The organism is Bernardetia sp. ABR2-2B, from assembly GCF_037126435.1.
GTDB lineage: Bacteria > Bacteroidota > Bacteroidia > Cytophagales > Bernardetiaceae > Bernardetia.
This window is the reverse complement of sequence record NZ_CP147020.1, coordinates 4,302,572-4,317,988: the sequence shown is the minus strand read 5'-3', so window position 1 is coordinate 4,317,988 and position 15,417 is coordinate 4,302,572. Positions and strand designations below refer to the sequence as shown.

Genomic DNA, 15,417 nt, shown 5'->3' with positions numbered 1-15,417 from the left:
AAATACTTCAAATGAAAAACTTATACCAATTCCTATCAATTTTATTTTTATTAATCTCATTATTTTTTAGTTGTACGAATCAAACATCTAAAAAATTACAAGCAAGTGAAGAGACAGAAAAAATACGTCAAGATTCTATCAAGAAAATAGAAGCTCAAAGAGCCGAGTTTGTAAAAGATTCATTAAGAAAAGTAGAACTTCAAAAAGAAGTACAAGCAAAACAAGAGGCTGAAAAAAAAGCGTATTTTGAAAAATTAGAAGACTCTGCAATGGTAGAGCTTATCAACTACGACTCTAGCTTAGTTTTGGATATTCGCTATGCAACCGAAAATAATTTTATGAAGCAAAAAGTTTATCCTTGCCCAAAAGCTCTTTTGAGAAAAGTAGCTGCCGAAGCACTTTTTGAAGCTCATCAAAAATTTAAAGAACAAGGGTACAGAATCAAAATTTATGATGGTTATCGCCCTTTATCTGTGCAATGGATTTTGTGGAACACAACGACAAACAAAAATTATGTTGCTAATCCAAGAAAAGGCTCAAATCATAATAAAGGTTGCGCTGTTGATATGACTTTGGTAGATTCGTTAGGCAACGAGCTAAATATGGGTACAGGCTATGATTTTTTTGGAAAAGAGGCACATCATACTTTTACGGCTTTTCCTACTGAAACAAAAGACGAAATCTTGAGAAATAGAAAAACACTCAAAACAATAATGGAAAATGTTGGCTTCAAATCTATTTCGAATGAATGGTGGCATTATGATTTTAAAATAAAATATCCCGTTTCAGATACACCTTTGCCTTGTGAGTAATGTAAAAATAAGATTTATTCATAAGTCTTTTTTTGCTACTTTGTCGAAACAATCTGTATTCTTGAAGGAAAAAGCACACTTTTTGAATTGTAGAAATTATTAATTTACCAAAATCCAAATCTAAAAAACTTTTTATTTTTTATAATTATGATAAAAGAATATTTTCATACAAAAACAGTCTTTCTTCTTTCCTTACTCTGTTTTGTATTTTCTCTTTCAGCGTCGGCACAGCAAGTAAGTATTCCTGAAGAAGTGTGTATGAATGGTTTCGAACAACAACTCTATGCACTTATTGATAGCTATCGGGGAGAAAATGAAGCTCACAAAATAGAAATTTCGAAAAAACTTACCTTCGTAGCCAAACTTCATGCAAGAGATTTGTTTCATAACCGAATAGATAAAGACTCTTGTAGTATGCAAAGTTGGTCTGACAAAGGCTTTTGGAATGCCTGTTGTTTCAATGAAAGAGACAATACAAAACAGTCTTGTATGTGGGACAAACCAAAAGAAATTACAGGATATGCAGGAAAAGCTTATGAAGTGATTTATAATGGTGGAAGCGAACCCAAAAGAATTATGGAGCTTTGGAAAGGAAGTTCTTTTTATTCAGATATTCTCAAAAACTCGGGTCGTTATGCTGATAAAGACTGGGCTGCCATAGGAATTGGACAATACAAAAACGTAACTGTTGTTTGGTTTGGGGAAGTAGAAGACGAAGAAAATGAAGTTCAGAATTGTAGTGGTACAGAACCTGAATATGATTTGAAAAATGGAACATTAGCAACTTCTAATGAAGTAGCAGATAATGGAAGTAGTGATGTAACTACACTTACAGCAGATGGAAACGGAAACGATGAAAATACAGATGCAGACAATGCAGATTCGAATACAGGATTAGAAAGTGGAAAGTTTTATCTAATTTATGGAAGTTACTCTACACAAGAATATGCTGATGCTGCTGTCAGACAGTTGAGTGGACAGTTTCCACAAGCAAGAGTTATCACAACCAGTGACAGCGACCGTTATAGAATTGCGCTTTACGAATATACTAGTAAAGAAGAAGCACGAGATGCTCAAAACAAATTAGATTATACCTATGTAGGTGCGTGGGTACTTGCAGGTGGAAATAGTTCTGCACAAAACAATAATCAGCAGAACGAGCAAGGAAGAGGTATTGAGCAAAAAACAAAAAAAAAGGTAAATTTTGATTATGGAACAGTAAGAGAAGGAAAATATGTCAATGATTACTTTGGTCTTGCAATAGATGTTCCTTCTAAATGGACTGTTCAAAGTAAAGAACAGATAGAACAGCTCAATAAAATGGCAGGTAAGATGGTAGGAGGTAAAGAAGCAACAGAAAATGAGGAGATAGGTTCAGCTACTTTATTACAAGTATTTCAACATCCAGTAGGAACAAAGGTAAAATATAACACTAATTTTATGATAACAGTTGTTAATTTAGACTCTGCTCCTCAAATTAAATCAGGAAGTAATTATTTGATGGAAATTGCTACTCAGCTTGAACAATCACAAATGCCATTTGAAAATATTGATAAAGAATTTACCACAGAAACATTTTCTAGTAAAGAGTTTTACCTTATGAATACTTCTATGACCTATAATCAAACTCCTATTCATCAAAAGTATTATGCCACAATAATAAATGGATTTGCTGTAAGTATAATTACTGCTTATTCTACTCCAGAACAGGAAAAAGAGCTTGAAGAAATAATAAATACATTATCATTTAAGTAAATGAGTTTAGCAGTTCATGAAAAGCCTATTTGATTTTTAATTTAATCAGATAGGCTTTTTTTATCGTCATTTTTAACGACACTAGTTAAAATCGTAGAAAAACAGGCAAAAGCAATAAAAAAAGCACCTTTTACCTCCCATACTAAAGCTATTATTTAAACCTATTAACACTTTTAAACAATTGAGAATTAAACCTTTCACTCTACAAAGTGTCTAAGTCAAGTTAGTATTCTTAAATCAAGTGCTTTACCTAATAACTTTTTTTTGATGAAATCCATTTTTTACTCTTCCATTTTTACTTTTTCTTGTTTTTTTATCCTTTCCTTTTCCAATTTTACTTTAGCTCAGAATTATAATATAGAGGGAATTGTCTTGGAAAAAGAAACCTCTGAACCTCTCATTTCGGCAAATATTGTGATGCGTTTTGTTAGTGATACTTCAAAATTTGTTTTTGCTACAACTGATGTAGAAGGAAAGTTTTTATTTAAGAATCTTACTCAAAAAGAATATATTCTTCAAATTAGTTATGTAGGCTATCAAAATTATTCTCAAAGTGTTGTTTTATCAAAACCAAATACAGTTTTAGAACCTATTTTAATAGAAGAAAGCACTCTTTTAGCCGTAACAGTAGAGGGAAGACAAACTGTTTCAGAACAAATTGGAGATACTACACAATACAATGCAGGTGCATTCAAGACAGAAAAAAATGCAGATGCCGAAACACTTATCAAAAAAATGCCTACTATCACAACAGTAGATGGAAAAATTCAGGCAGAAGGCGAAGAAGTAGGACGAGTTTTAGTAGATGGAAAAGAATTTTTTGGAAAAGACCCAAAAGCAGCTTTGAAAAACCTTCCTGCTCAAGTAATAGATAAAGTGCAAGTCTATAATCAAGAGAGCGACCAATCGCAATTTTCTGGCGTAAGCGACGGAAATACAGTCAAGACAATAAATATTATTACCAAAAAAGACATGAGAAATGGTCAGTTTGGAAAAATTTACGGTGGTTATGGAACAGATGAGCGTTATATTGGAGGAGGAAATGTCAATTTTTTCAATGGAAAACAACGTATTTCGGTCATTGGAATCACGAATAATGTTAGTCAGCAAAATTTTTCTACACAAGATTTATTAGGTGTTGTGGGTTCGGAAAATAATACACGACGTTGGAGAAGAAACAGAGGAAACCCAAGTGATATAAATAATTTTTTGGTCGGTGGACAAAATGGAATTACTCAAACTCATAGCGTAGGCATTAATTATACTGATGAGTGGGGCAAAAAAATTGAACTTTCAGGTAGTTATTTTCTAAACTGGAGTGATAATGCCTCAACTACAAACCTAACTAGAGATTTTTTCCTACAAGACAACGCAAACGGAACAGCTCAAAGTCAGTTTTATAGCCAAGACCAGATAAACAGTAGTAGTAATCAAAATCACCGTTTTGCACTGCGTTTTGAATATAAAATTGATTCCGTAAACGAACTCATTCTAACACCTAGATTAAATATTCAAAACTATGAAAGCAGTAGTCTTACTGATGCTCAAACTCTTTTAGATGATAATTTTCTTTTAAATAGAACTGTAAATGATTTTGGTAGTAATTCAACAGCTTATAATTTTGAAAACGATGCTCTTTTTCGTCATCGATTCAAAAAACGTGGTCGTACTTTTTCATTAAAACTAAATACACAAACAAATCTACAAGATGGAGAAAGTAACCTTTTAGCAAATGTAGAAACCTTCAAAGGTGCTGACACGCTTAACCAAGAAACATTTAATAATCGAAATGATATTCTTTGGGCAACCGAATTTCAATATACCGAGCCTCTTTCAAAAAAATCTAGCTTACAGTTTGAGTATGAGTATTCAAACAATCAAATAGAAAACGAAAGAGAAACCTACGATATTCTTTCAGAGTTTTTGCAAAACCCAGAACAAGGCAGAATACTAAACAATCAACTTTCTTCTAACATTGAAAGTGATTATTTGTATCACAAAACTGGCTTGGCATATAGCTATCGCACTAGAAAGCTCAATTTTAGCACTAATTTCAATTATCAAAATGCGACCTTGAGAGGTGGACAAGTTTTTCCATTTGAAACTAATTTTGAAAGAACATTTACTAATATTTTACCTAGAATATTCTTGAGATATAGATTTTCTAAAAACAGTAGAATGTTTTTTGTCTATCGTACTTCTACTCGCAATCCACAAATTACGCAGCTTCAAGAAGTGGTTGATAATACTAATCCATTACAACTTTCTGTCGGTAATGAAGAGCTAGACCAACAAACAGAGAACCGTATTATTGGTCGTTATTCATATAATAATCCAGACAAACGCTTTAACTTTTCTTTATTTACCTTCATCAATTACACAAACGATTATATTACCAATTCGACGTGGATTTCTGGGCAAGACTCACTTACAATAGATAATATTTTTCTTTCAGAAGGTGTTCAGCTCAACCGTCCCGTGAATGTGGATGGAGCAGTATCAGGTCGTTTATATTCAAGTATCGGAGCTACTTTTTGGAAACTCAATTTCAGTTTAAATAATCGTTTTTCTTATAACAGAACGCCTACTTTGATTAATGGAAGTGAGAATATTTCTAATAACTATATTCTTTCAGAAGGTTTAAGTATAAATAGTAATATTAGTGAAAAAATAGACTTTGGACTTACTTATACATTAGGATATAATATTGTAGAAAATACGATTCAACCACAGGCAGACAATAATTTTATTACGCATAATGTTGAGTTTAGAAATTTATTTTTATTCAAAAAAGGTTTTTTATGGCAAAATGATATTACGTATCAAAGTTATAACGGTCTTTCTGATAGCTTTAATCAAGATTATTTGTTGTGGACAATGAGCGTAGGAAAGCGTTTTATGAAAGACGAAAGAGGAGAAATAAAACTAACCATTTTTGATTTATTAGACCAAAACAATAGTATTTCTAGAAATGTAACAGAAACTTACGTTGAAGATATACAAACACAGGTTTTACAGCGTTATTTTATGGTAAGTTTTACCTACATGATTCGCAACTTCAAAACAGCTAGAGCAAAAAAGATGGAAGAAGAAGCAAGTAAACAAAAACGTGGATAAGGTTCTGGAAGAAGAAGGCGAGGAGGATATTAGCAAAAACCCTAAAGGTCTTCGAAGACACTTAGGGTTTAAATGGTATTTTATCCTTTTATTTTTGGTAATTTTGGCATACTTTTAGGGAATTTACAATTGAATTATATCAAAAAAACACCCTATAAAAAAATAGCTTTCTACAAAATTGATTATTACATAATTTAATAAAATGACAAATAGCATTACATTTCTTCGTTCTACTTTTTTCTATAAAGCAACCTTGAGTGGCATTTTTTTACTTTCTTTTTTCTTTATTTCTATAAATGTAGAGGCTCAATTCAACTTCAAAAAAGATTCTACTAATAGAGTTACGATAAACAAAGGAAGCCATTATACCAAAACTCCATTTGTTACCCTACAAATTGCAGCTTTTGATGTTACACAAATGCAAATTAGTAACCGTCAAGATTTTATAGATGCACATTGGATTCCTTATCAGCCAACTGTTTATGGTTGGAAATTAATTCCAAAAGATGGCGACCAAAAAGTATATGTGCGTTTTAAAGATGCTAAAGCAAATATGATGGCAATAGTAACAGCAAGTATTTATTTGGACATGACTCCTCCACAAAATCCTAAACTCAAAATTGATGTAGAAGGAGAAGCAATTAAGGATTCTACACAACTTGTAAAGCTTTTTGTGAGTGCAGAAGAGCCAGACAAACGCTATTATGTTATGATTTCGAACCATCGTTCTTTTTATCGTCAGCGTTGGCAACTGATTAGTCCAGAAATTGAAGATTGGCAGTTGGGAAGCAAATTAGATGGCGTAAAAATGGTTTTTGCTAAATTTCGTGACCGTTCGGGTAATATTTCTGATGTTGTTACAGATAAGGTAACCTTAGATACACAAGGTCCTGTTCGTCCTTCAATTACTATAAATAATGGAGAACCTGCACTTACCAAACAAGCTGCCGAAGTTCAGCTTACACTCACAGCAGGTGGAGCAACTGAGATGATGGTTTCGGATAATGAAGCCTTTGAAGGACAAGAATGGCAGCCTATCAAAAAATACTTTAAATGGACACTTTCAGAAGGTGATGGCGAGAAAAAACTCTATGCAAAATTTAGAGATAATGCAAAAAATGAGACAGAAGTAGTTTCGGCAAGTATAGACGTAGATTCTACTCCTCCTTCTGATACAATGATTACGATAAATGGAGGCGACCAAACTTCAAGACATATTGATGGAATTGTCGAACTTACCATAAAAGCTAAAGATGCAAAGTATATGATGCTTTCAAATAGTGATAATTTTAGAGGTGGGCGTTGGCTGCCTTATGAAGAACTTGTTAGTGATTGGCGTCTGATGGGTGAAAATGGCAAAAAAGCAGTTTTCATAAAATTCAAAGATGATGCAGGAAATGAATCAGAAGTAATTAGTGATGAAATCGTTTTGATTAGATAACCTTTTCCTTTTTATTGGACATAACATATGAAAAAGTCTTTGTATAATTATTTATGCAAAGACTTTTTTGTATGTCTTTAATTTTAGAATTAGTTTACTATCAAATTTCTTAATTAGCTAAACAAATCGTATATTTGTTTAAAAATAAACACTATAACTCAACTAAATAGTTAAACAAAAATGAATAACTGTTTAACAAAGAGAAATTAATTACTTTTCTCTTAAAAGACTTAACTATTCAAAATACAGACAATTTACCTACCTAAATTCTTTTAAGATGAATATTACTATTAAAGAAAATCAACATTATAAATTATATACAAACTCTACCAAGAATAGAATCTATTTCAGTATCATAGGTAAAATTCAAGATGAAAGTCAAATTCCCTGCTTTGTAGAGGATTGGAAAAGGGCTATTTCTCAAGTATCAACTAACTTTACTGTTCTTTCTGATATTAGATTAATGAACCTGCAAAGCAAAAAAATAGAAAAATTACATGAAAAAGTTCAATCCTTTCTGACTGAAAATGGTCTTTTAGAAACTGCTGAAGTAATGGCTATGAATGATATAGCAGATTTACAAGCAAGTCAGATGGTAGAACACTCTGGAATGCCTACTAAAAAATTTCAGAGTATCGAAGAAGCTGAAAGTTACCTTGATACAGTTGTTGCTTCTCTCAACAAAATTAAACCTATGAAAAGAGATGATATTTCACTTTCTGACAGACAAGAAAACAATAGAAAATCAGATTTTAAATAGAAAATAGTAAACAAACAGGCATAAAAAAGAGACTGTCCGAAAAGGTCAGTCTCTTTTTTATTTTCAATGAATTGAAATATTACTTTTTCCATTTAATAGAACAACCAACAGCTTTAGCTTCTTTTTTTCTTACTTTTTTACCAGCTAAAAGTGCATCTACTGCATCTAATACGTATGTTTCTGTAACTTCATCAGCACTTTTCGCATTATCATCAATCGCACCAATATATTCTACTTTTAGTTTTCCATCATTTTTGCTCAATACATAAACGTGAGGTGTTTTGGTAGCTCCGTATGCTTTTGCAATACTTTGGTCTTCATCAGAAAGATAAACAAATGGAAATTCTTTTTCTGCTGCACGTTCGATCATCATTTCAAAACTATCATCGTCTTTTGTCATTACATTTGGGTTGATAGCAACTACTGGATAGCCTTTTTCTGCATATTGATTGTGCAGTTCAATCAAACGGTCTTCATATAATTTTGCATACGGACAGTGGTTACACGTAAAGGTAACAATATAACCCTTTGCCTCTTCTATTCCAGCAAGAGAAACCATTTCGCCATCAATATTTTTGAGGTTAAAGTCTGTTGCTTCATCGCCAACAGTATAACCATTTTTGTCAGTTGCAGCAGTAAATAAAAATGTAATAGCAAAAACTGCTACTAACATAGAAAGAGAAGTAAAAATTTTGTTGTAATTCATAGTTTTAAGAATTTAGAATAGTTTGAAAATTTGAAATAATAATTAAAATGCTAAAATTGATTCAATTTATAACGCCAAAAGCGAATCAATCGTATGATATAATTCTTCTTCATTATAATCGCCTTCATGAAAATAACGAATGTTTTTTGCCTTATTATAAAAAAGCGTTGCAGGAATAGAACCTGACCAGTCTTTGTCTATCTTAGGCATCCAGTTGTCATAATCCATAGACGTAATAAGATACTTATCCATTGCATAATCTTCAAAGTTTTTTCGTTCGAAAAATGGAATTACTCGTTTTTCCAACTGGTCATCAAAATCCATACTGATAAGTTTCATCGAAATTTTATCAGTATATTTCTTGTTTGCAGTATTAAAATAAGGAAGTTCACGCACACAGGGAGCGCACCAAGTAGCCCAAAAATTAATTATAAAAAGCGAATCATCATCTTTTTGAGTAAGCTCAATAAGCTGATTTTTATCTATTGGAGTAACTACACTATTATTTTTTATAGAAATTTGATTAGAATTTACCACAAAAGAAAGGAAGAAAATGCTCAGTAAAGAGATTACAAAAGAATAGATAAAGTTTTGTTTTTTCATAGACGAAAGATTATATAAGACACTATTTTTAACAAAGATACCTATTTTTTGGGCAAACAAAGGTTCGAATAATTCAAAAAAATAGTTATAAAAGTATATATTCCTATTAATTTTTTCTAAAAACAGACTTTCAAAGTTATAAATCTAGACTAAGATTGTTCTACAACTTCGCTTCAAAATCTTGTTTATTCCTTGTTTTTATTTAACTTTGTGTGTTTAAAACTTCTCAATGACGGCAAAGCCTCGTTGACGGTTAATAGTTAAAAATAAAGAAATTCCATTTTCATAGAAAAAATACAACCGACCTTGATATATGTTAGATAATTTAACAGCCCGATTAGACAAAGCCATGAAATCGCTGAAAGGCGAGGGGAAAATTACAGAAGTAAACGTAGCAACGACAATCAAAGAAATTCGTCGTGCTTTGGTAGATGCCGATGTAGATTATAAGGTAGCAAAAGCCGTTACAGACGAAATAAAAGATGAAGCCTATGGACGTGAAGTTCTTATTGCCGTAAAACCAGGGGAACTTTTCACTAAAATTGTTTATGATAAACTGACAGCTTTGATGGGTGGAGAGAGGAAAGAAATGAATCTTTCTGGTAATCCTTCTATTATTTTGGTGGCTGGTCTGAATGGTGCTGGTAAAACTACTTTTACTGCAAAACTTGCAAATCATCTCAAAAAGCAAGGTCGTCAAGTTCTTTTGGCAGCCTGTGATATTTACCGTCCTGCTGCCATTGAGCAGTTACAAACACTTGCTTCACAGATAGATATTGAAGTATATGCAGAGCCTGAAAATAAAAATCCTGTTCAGATTGCAGAAAATGCTATCAAACACGGTAAAAGTAATGGTAAAAAAATAATCATTGTAGATACGGCTGGTCGTTTGGCAATTGATGAATCTCTAATGACAGAGATTGCAGAAATGAAAAAAGTCTTGAATCCTACCGAAACTTTGTTTGTGGTAGATGCAATGACAGGTCAAGATGCCGTTACGACTGCAAAAATATTCAACGACCGTATTAATTATGATGGTGTTGTTCTTACGAAATTAGATGGTGATTCTCGTGGTGGTGCTGCCCTTTCTATTAGTAGAGTGGTGGATAAGCCAATTAAGTTTATCGGTACGAGTGAAAAAATGGATGGAATAGATGCTTTCTATCCAGACCGTATGGCACAGCGTATTTTGGGAATGGGTGATGTTCTTTCACTTGTTGATCGTATGCAACAAGCTTATGATGAAGATGAAGCAAGAAGAATCAATAAGAAAATCCGTAAAAACCAATTTGATTTCAACGATTTTATTTCTCAAATCGAACAAATCAAAAAAATGGGTAATATCAAAGATTTGGTAGGAATGTTACCAGGAATTGGCTCAAAAATGAAAGATTTTGAAATCGATGATGATGCGTTCCGTCCTATCGAAGCAATTATTAATTCAATGACTGACCACGAAAAAGCAAATCCAGATGTATTAGATGGAAGTCGTCGTCGTCGTTTGGCTGCTGGTAGTGGACGTACAATTCAAGAAGTAAACAACCTTATCAAACAGTTTGGCGAAATGCGTAAAATGATGCGTAAAATGAACCAATTCCAAGGTGCAGGTGGAAGTAAAAAATTAGCCAAAATGATGAAAGGCAAAAGATAATGATTAGTTTTTAGCGATTAACTATTAGTTAAATACAATAAAAAAAGCGTTTTAGATTTATTTCTAAGACGCTTTTTTCGTTGAAAATAATTCTATATTTTTTACTTTTCAAACTTCATAGTTTCCAAAATTTCTTCAACTTCTTTCTTTTGCTTTTCATTAAAATAGGATACAGTAATAGATAATGCAAATTTACCTACTAGAGTTGTATACCTTTTGTTTGTAGCAATATTTTTATCCTCCTCTTTTAAGATATTTAAGTAATAAAACTCTCTCTCTGAAAACACTTTTTTTGATATATAATCTGGATTTAACTTAGATGGACTTCTACCAAGTTCAGCATGGGCAATATAATCACTTTCTGTTTTCAGATTAGGAAATTTTTCTATACTCTCAAATACAATCTGTATATTAGGGATTTTTTCTTCATTATTTATTATAATGCCTATATAAGGGTTTTCTTCTATATCTATGTTAGGGCGAGTTTGAAAACCTAAAAATGCAAATGTTGCTGCATCTTCAACTTCTTCTTTTGATATTAAACTATCTTCTATCATTTTGTTCCACATTGTGGTAAGCATATTATCTATCTGCTTATCACTAAGTACATACCAAGTTTTAGGAATATCTATTTCAAAACCAACTTTTGAATTATAATAGTTACCATTTTCTTTATTAAATCCTTCAGTCTTTTTCTGTGTTACACAACTACAAACAGAGAATAATAAGACACTAAATAAAACAAAGTACATTTTTAACTTGAGGTTCATTTATATTATATTTTTTTGAGAGAATAAATTTCATAAAAATAAGAAATTGCTTTGTAAGATATTTTATTCAGAATAAATAACTTCAATTTTGCATTTCAACTACAAAATCTGTATTTTTTGATAGCAAATAAATTTTCAAGTCTTTCTAACTAAAAAAACCTACCTTTTCCTATGAAATCACATGAAATAGATTATAAAATTATCGGAAACGATATTCAGATTGTAGAAGTAGAATTAGACCCAAATGAAACCGTTATTGCAGAAGCTGGTGCAATGCTCTATATGGAAGAAAATATAAACTTCGAAACCAAAATGGGTGATGGTTCAGAACCCGAGCAAGGCATTTTTGGAAAACTTATGTCAGCAGGTGCAAGGATGATAACTGGTGAATCTCTTTTTATGACTCACTTTACGCAACGAGGAAGTGGAAAAGGAAAGGTCGCTTTTGCAGCACCTTACCCTGGAACGGTTACACCTGTTCAACTTGCTTCTTGTAATAATCGCACCTTGATTGTACAGAAAGATAGTTTTCTTTGTGCTGCTTTGGGTGCAAAAATTTCTGTTCATTTAAACAAACGCTTTGGTTCTGGCTTTTTTGGTGGCGAAGGCTTTATTATGCAAAAACTACAAGGCGATGGAATGGTATTTTTTCACGCTGGAGGAACTGTCATTGAAAAAGAATTAAAAGGAGGAACGTTGAAAGTAGATACAGGCTGTATTGTTGCTTTTGAGGAAGGAGTTACGATGGATATTAAAAAAGCAGGAGATTTAAAATCAATGTTTTTTGGTGGCGAAGGTTTATTTTTGGCTACACTCTCTGGAACTGGAAAAGTTTGGTTACAATCAATGCCTCTTTCAAAACTCGTTCAGGCTCTTTCTCCGATGAGTAAAGCTGTTTCGAAAACAACTTCTTTAGGTGGAATATTAGGAGGAGATTAATCTACACATATAGTTTATACTTTAGAATGAGAAAGAAACACTTTTATTTCCTAAAAATAGAAGTGTTTTTTGTTTCTGAAAATGCGTACTTTGTAAAAAAGTAATTCAAAAATTTATACAAGAAAAATATGCGTTATTTCATTATTTACAAACCCTACGGAATGATTTGTCAGTTTTCAAAAGAAGGCGACAAGGCAACACTTGCCGATTTGGCTTTTGATTTTCCTAAAAATGTCTATCCACTTGGCAGACTAGATACTGATAGTGAAGGATTATTAATTCTGACCGATGATAAAAAACTTAATCACAAACTCCTAAATCCTAGCTTCAAACACGAACGCACTTATTATGTGCAAGTAGATGGACAAATTCATAAGGAAGCAATAAAGCAATTAGAAGAAGGAATAGTTATTCGTATCAAGAAAAAAGATTATTTTACAAGCCCAGCAAAGGCTGAATCTATTTCAGAACCCACACTTCCACCACGTAATCCACCTGTTCGTTACCGTGCTTCTATCCCAACTTCTTGGATTTCACTTACTTTGACAGAAGGGAAAAATAGACAGGTAAGACACATGACAGCAGCCGTAAAATTCCCAACATTGCGTTTGGTGCGTTATTCTATTGAAGGTCTTGAATTAGGAGAAATGCAGTCTGGAGATATAATAGAGCTTTCTGGAACAGAAGTTTATACAAAACTAGGAATGAAGGTCAAAGAATAATAATGAATTATAACCAAACGACTACAAATTCCTTGTCTTCATTTTTAAAAGAATGATGAGATAAAGGCAGCCATTTATCAGAAATTAAATTACTTTTAATCCTACCAAAAAGCTGCATTTTTTCATTTTCATAATTATTATTCGTAATCCGTAATCCGTAATTAGCTTCGCTGCTTTTACAGGTCGTAATTGAATTAACATTCAAATCTTCTTTAAAAAAAAGTCCTTCAATATCTGCGTATTTGTAAAGAGCTTCTTTTGAAGACCAAAAACGAGTTTGTTCTTTCAATGTTTGTGCTTTTGATTGTTCTTCTAGGCTCATTACACGATGAAAAACTCGGTCAATTTTTGGTGTAAGCGATTGAATATCAATTCCGACTTCATTATTTTGGGCGATAATGGCAGCACAAAAAGGAAAATCATGGGAGATAGAAAGCTTGAGGTTTTCATTATCTTTCAAAAAAGGTTTTCCTGTTTTTGTTTTTGCTAAAAAAGTATAATCAAAATTCATGTATTCGACTAAACTCTTAAGTAGAAATCGAACAGCCAAACGTTCTAGTTTTTTCTCGTTTTGCTTTGCTTGTAGTTTTTTGTTTGAGCTTTTGTCTGAATATTTACTATTGATATATTCTAAATCCTCTTTTGGTAATTTATCTTCAAAAAACTGGCTGTTTTCACTGATTTGCCAAAGAGCAACCAAACGACTTTCTGACTTATGTAAAATTTGTAAAGGCATTTTGAAAGTAGTAGGTTAAAAGTTTGTCTTTAACAGTATATTCTGTGTTTGTTAGTGTCGTTTCACTAAAATACTAATAAGGCTATGTTATTTTTCCTTAGAACTGCAAATCCAATTCTAAGGAAAAATGAGTAGTAGCTTCACTTTACAGTTCTTCAAAACGTGATTCAGATAAGCATTATCTTAATCTTATAAAACTGATTAGCTAACATAAAATTGACTACTAAACAAAACATTGTTAGATTTATTTGGCTACCAAAGGCTACTTAAAAAGTTAAACAATTCATCTAAAATAGAACTTGTATCTCCTCTCCATTCGCTAATCAGCACAACCAAAATCAAACTGACCAATAGTCCAGCAAATACTTTCAATAAGTCAGAACCTATCATTCTTAAAATCCCAATTGTATCCGAATAACGTGGATAAAGTGGATGATTCAAAATATCTTGTTCTTCTGAAATTTCATTCAGATTCCCTTTCTTTATAGCCTTTTTCTTTTCTTGTTTCAGACGAGCTTCAAAAGCAGCTTGCATATTGACACGAAGATTTATCATTAGTTCACGCCCAGCCAAAAGACCAACAAAAACCCATGTCGTACTCATCGGAATATCACTCATTTCTTTAAAAATAAACAAAACAATTCCATAAATAAGGTCGATAATAGTAGCCGAACGAATATCCGTAGTATTAGTTTTGGTTGTAACAATTTTTTGGATTTTACCACCACGACTATAAAAAATATAACCCAATAATCCCACTAGCATAAGCATTGACAAAACAAAAGCAGTTGTAGAAAGGTCGTTTCCACGAGGAAGATATACATAAATATTTGCTAAGTCTTGAATTAACCATTGCGACCACAAAAAGCCTGTCGAACCCCATTGCAAGACTGTCCATATTCTTTTTTCATTTTTCTTTATTTCTTTTCTGATAAAATTTTCTTCAAAAAAACGGCTTATCAAAAAGTAAACAAAAATAGCAGTACCAAAAGCAACCAAATAACCCAAAGCTGATTTGGTAACCATGCTTCCAATCTTTTTGGTAGCAAAAACACTCAAAACTAAAAAAGTCGTACTGACAGGAATACCAAAACGAGTAATAATTAGTAAAACTAAAGGAGGCAAAACGTGCCACCATTGCAAAACATCAGGAAAAGGAATTTCATTGAGTCTTCCATAGGCTACACCTTGTCCAGAATACCAACCATAAAAAAGTACAGTTATCAAAATCGCTCCTGTATAAGCCCAAAGTAAATACCAAGGTGTTTTGCCATTAGAGCTTATAAATGTTCCTAATGTTTGGATTACATCGTTACCTACTACTGAGTAGGCTGCAAAACTAAAACCCAAAATCATAAATATGATGTGAAAATCCATTTTTCGTACTTAGTTATTTTTATAGACA

At 32.3% G+C, this 15,417-nt stretch carries 13 protein-coding genes; 8 read left to right on the top strand and 5 right to left on the bottom strand.

Going from position 1 to position 15,417, the window contains the following annotated elements; translation table 11 throughout:
* The first annotated feature begins 11 nt into the window (after positions 1–11).
* The 5 genes from WAF17_RS18195 to WAF17_RS18175 all read left to right on the top strand — a co-directional run bounded on the left by WAF17_RS18195 (position 12) and on the right by WAF17_RS18175 (position 7,885).
* Positions 12–812 (top strand): M15 family metallopeptidase, encoded by an 801-nt coding sequence (locus WAF17_RS18195; protein WP_338762731.1) that lies wholly within the window; start codon positions 12–14, stop codon positions 810–812.
* Between the two features lie 147 nt (positions 813–959).
* Entirely contained in the window at positions 960–2,567 is a 1,608-nt protein-coding gene (locus WAF17_RS18190) for an SPOR domain-containing protein (RefSeq protein WP_338762730.1), read from the top strand.
* A 267-nt stretch (positions 2,568–2,834) separates the two neighbouring features.
* A complete protein-coding gene (locus WAF17_RS18185) occupies positions 2,835–5,684 on the top strand; it encodes a TonB-dependent receptor (protein WP_338762729.1) in 2,850 nt (949 codons plus the stop codon).
* A 202-nt stretch (positions 5,685–5,886) separates the two neighbouring features.
* Entirely contained in the window at positions 5,887–7,125 is a 1,239-nt protein-coding gene (locus WAF17_RS18180) for a hypothetical protein (RefSeq protein WP_338762727.1), read from the top strand.
* Between the two features lie 277 nt (positions 7,126–7,402).
* On the top strand, positions 7,403–7,885 hold the full coding sequence (locus WAF17_RS18175) for a hypothetical protein (protein WP_338762725.1): 483 nt from the start codon (positions 7,403–7,405) through the stop codon (positions 7,883–7,885).
* Positions 7,886–7,964: 79 nt separating this feature from the next.
* Here WAF17_RS18175 and WAF17_RS18170 read toward each other — a convergent pair whose 3' ends face one another.
* Positions 7,965–8,591 (bottom strand): thioredoxin family protein, encoded by a 627-nt coding sequence (locus tag WAF17_RS18170; protein WP_338762723.1) that lies wholly within the window; start codon positions 8,589–8,591, stop codon positions 7,965–7,967.
* A 66-nt stretch (positions 8,592–8,657) separates the two neighbouring features.
* Positions 8,658–9,194, bottom strand: coding sequence for a TlpA family protein disulfide reductase (locus tag WAF17_RS18165; RefSeq protein ID WP_338762721.1), 537 nt, complete (start codon positions 9,192–9,194; stop codon positions 8,658–8,660).
* A 313-nt stretch (positions 9,195–9,507) separates the two neighbouring features.
* Between WAF17_RS18165 and ffh the strand changes: the two genes are divergently transcribed.
* Positions 9,508–10,845, top strand: coding sequence for a signal recognition particle protein (gene ffh, locus WAF17_RS18160; RefSeq protein ID WP_338762719.1), 1,338 nt, complete (start codon positions 9,508–9,510; stop codon positions 10,843–10,845).
* A 101-nt stretch (positions 10,846–10,946) separates the two neighbouring features.
* On the opposite strand, the gene WAF17_RS18155 is transcribed toward ffh, so the two are convergent.
* Positions 10,947–11,615: a hypothetical protein gene (locus tag WAF17_RS18155; protein WP_338762717.1), complete on the bottom strand. Its 669-nt coding sequence runs from the start codon at positions 11,613–11,615 to the stop codon at positions 10,947–10,949.
* A gap of 171 nt (positions 11,616–11,786) precedes the next feature.
* Here WAF17_RS18155 and WAF17_RS18150 point away from each other — a divergent pair, with 171 nt between their 5' ends.
* Both WAF17_RS18150 and WAF17_RS18145 read left to right on the top strand, forming a co-directional pair.
* The gene (locus WAF17_RS18150; RefSeq protein ID WP_338762715.1) at positions 11,787–12,554 is read left to right on the top strand and encodes a TIGR00266 family protein; all 768 of its coding nucleotides are present in this window, start codon (positions 11,787–11,789) and stop codon (positions 12,552–12,554) included.
* Between the two features lie 128 nt (positions 12,555–12,682).
* Positions 12,683–13,276 (top strand): pseudouridine synthase, encoded by a 594-nt coding sequence (locus tag WAF17_RS18145; RefSeq protein ID WP_338762711.1) that lies wholly within the window; start codon positions 12,683–12,685, stop codon positions 13,274–13,276.
* 7 nt (positions 13,277–13,283) lie between these two features.
* Here WAF17_RS18145 and WAF17_RS18140 read toward each other — a convergent pair whose 3' ends face one another.
* Together WAF17_RS18140 and WAF17_RS18135 are read right to left on the bottom strand one after the other, a co-directional pair.
* Positions 13,284–14,012 (bottom strand): 4'-phosphopantetheinyl transferase superfamily protein, encoded by a 729-nt coding sequence (locus WAF17_RS18140; protein WP_338762708.1) that lies wholly within the window; start codon positions 14,010–14,012, stop codon positions 13,284–13,286.
* A 252-nt stretch (positions 14,013–14,264) separates the two neighbouring features.
* Positions 14,265–15,389: a hypothetical protein gene (locus tag WAF17_RS18135; protein ID WP_338762703.1), complete on the bottom strand. Its 1,125-nt coding sequence runs from the start codon at positions 15,387–15,389 to the stop codon at positions 14,265–14,267.
* Positions 15,390–15,417: the final 28 nt, after the last annotated feature.

Bases quoted from the DNA above. Each gene is read 5' to 3' on its own strand.
- WAF17_RS18140 (WP_338762708.1), bottom strand. From the start codon at position 14,012: ATGCCTTTACAAATTTTACATAAGTCAGAAAGTCGTTTGGTTGCTCTT.
- WAF17_RS18135 (WP_338762703.1), bottom strand. From the start codon at position 15,389: ATGGATTTTCACATCATATTTATGATTTTGGGTTTTAGTTTTGCAGCC.
- WAF17_RS18165 (WP_338762721.1), bottom strand. From the start codon at position 9,194: ATGAAAAAACAAAACTTTATCTATTCTTTTGTAATCTCTTTACTGAGC.
- WAF17_RS18190 (WP_338762730.1), top strand. From the start codon at position 960: ATGATAAAAGAATATTTTCATACAAAAACAGTCTTTCTTCTTTCCTTA.
- WAF17_RS18175 (WP_338762725.1), top strand. From the start codon at position 7,403: ATGAATATTACTATTAAAGAAAATCAACATTATAAATTATATACAAAC.
- WAF17_RS18150 (WP_338762715.1), top strand. From the start codon at position 11,787: ATGAAATCACATGAAATAGATTATAAAATTATCGGAAACGATATTCAG.
- WAF17_RS18155 (WP_338762717.1), bottom strand. From the start codon at position 11,615: ATGAACCTCAAGTTAAAAATGTACTTTGTTTTATTTAGTGTCTTATTA.
- WAF17_RS18185 (WP_338762729.1), top strand. From the start codon at position 2,835: ATGAAATCCATTTTTTACTCTTCCATTTTTACTTTTTCTTGTTTTTTT.
- WAF17_RS18145 (WP_338762711.1), top strand. From the start codon at position 12,683: ATGCGTTATTTCATTATTTACAAACCCTACGGAATGATTTGTCAGTTT.
- ffh (WP_338762719.1), top strand. From the start codon at position 9,508: ATGTTAGATAATTTAACAGCCCGATTAGACAAAGCCATGAAATCGCTG.
- WAF17_RS18195 (WP_338762731.1), top strand. From the start codon at position 12: ATGAAAAACTTATACCAATTCCTATCAATTTTATTTTTATTAATCTCA.
- WAF17_RS18170 (WP_338762723.1), bottom strand. From the start codon at position 8,591: ATGAATTACAACAAAATTTTTACTTCTCTTTCTATGTTAGTAGCAGTT.
- WAF17_RS18180 (WP_338762727.1), top strand. From the start codon at position 5,887: ATGACAAATAGCATTACATTTCTTCGTTCTACTTTTTTCTATAAAGCA.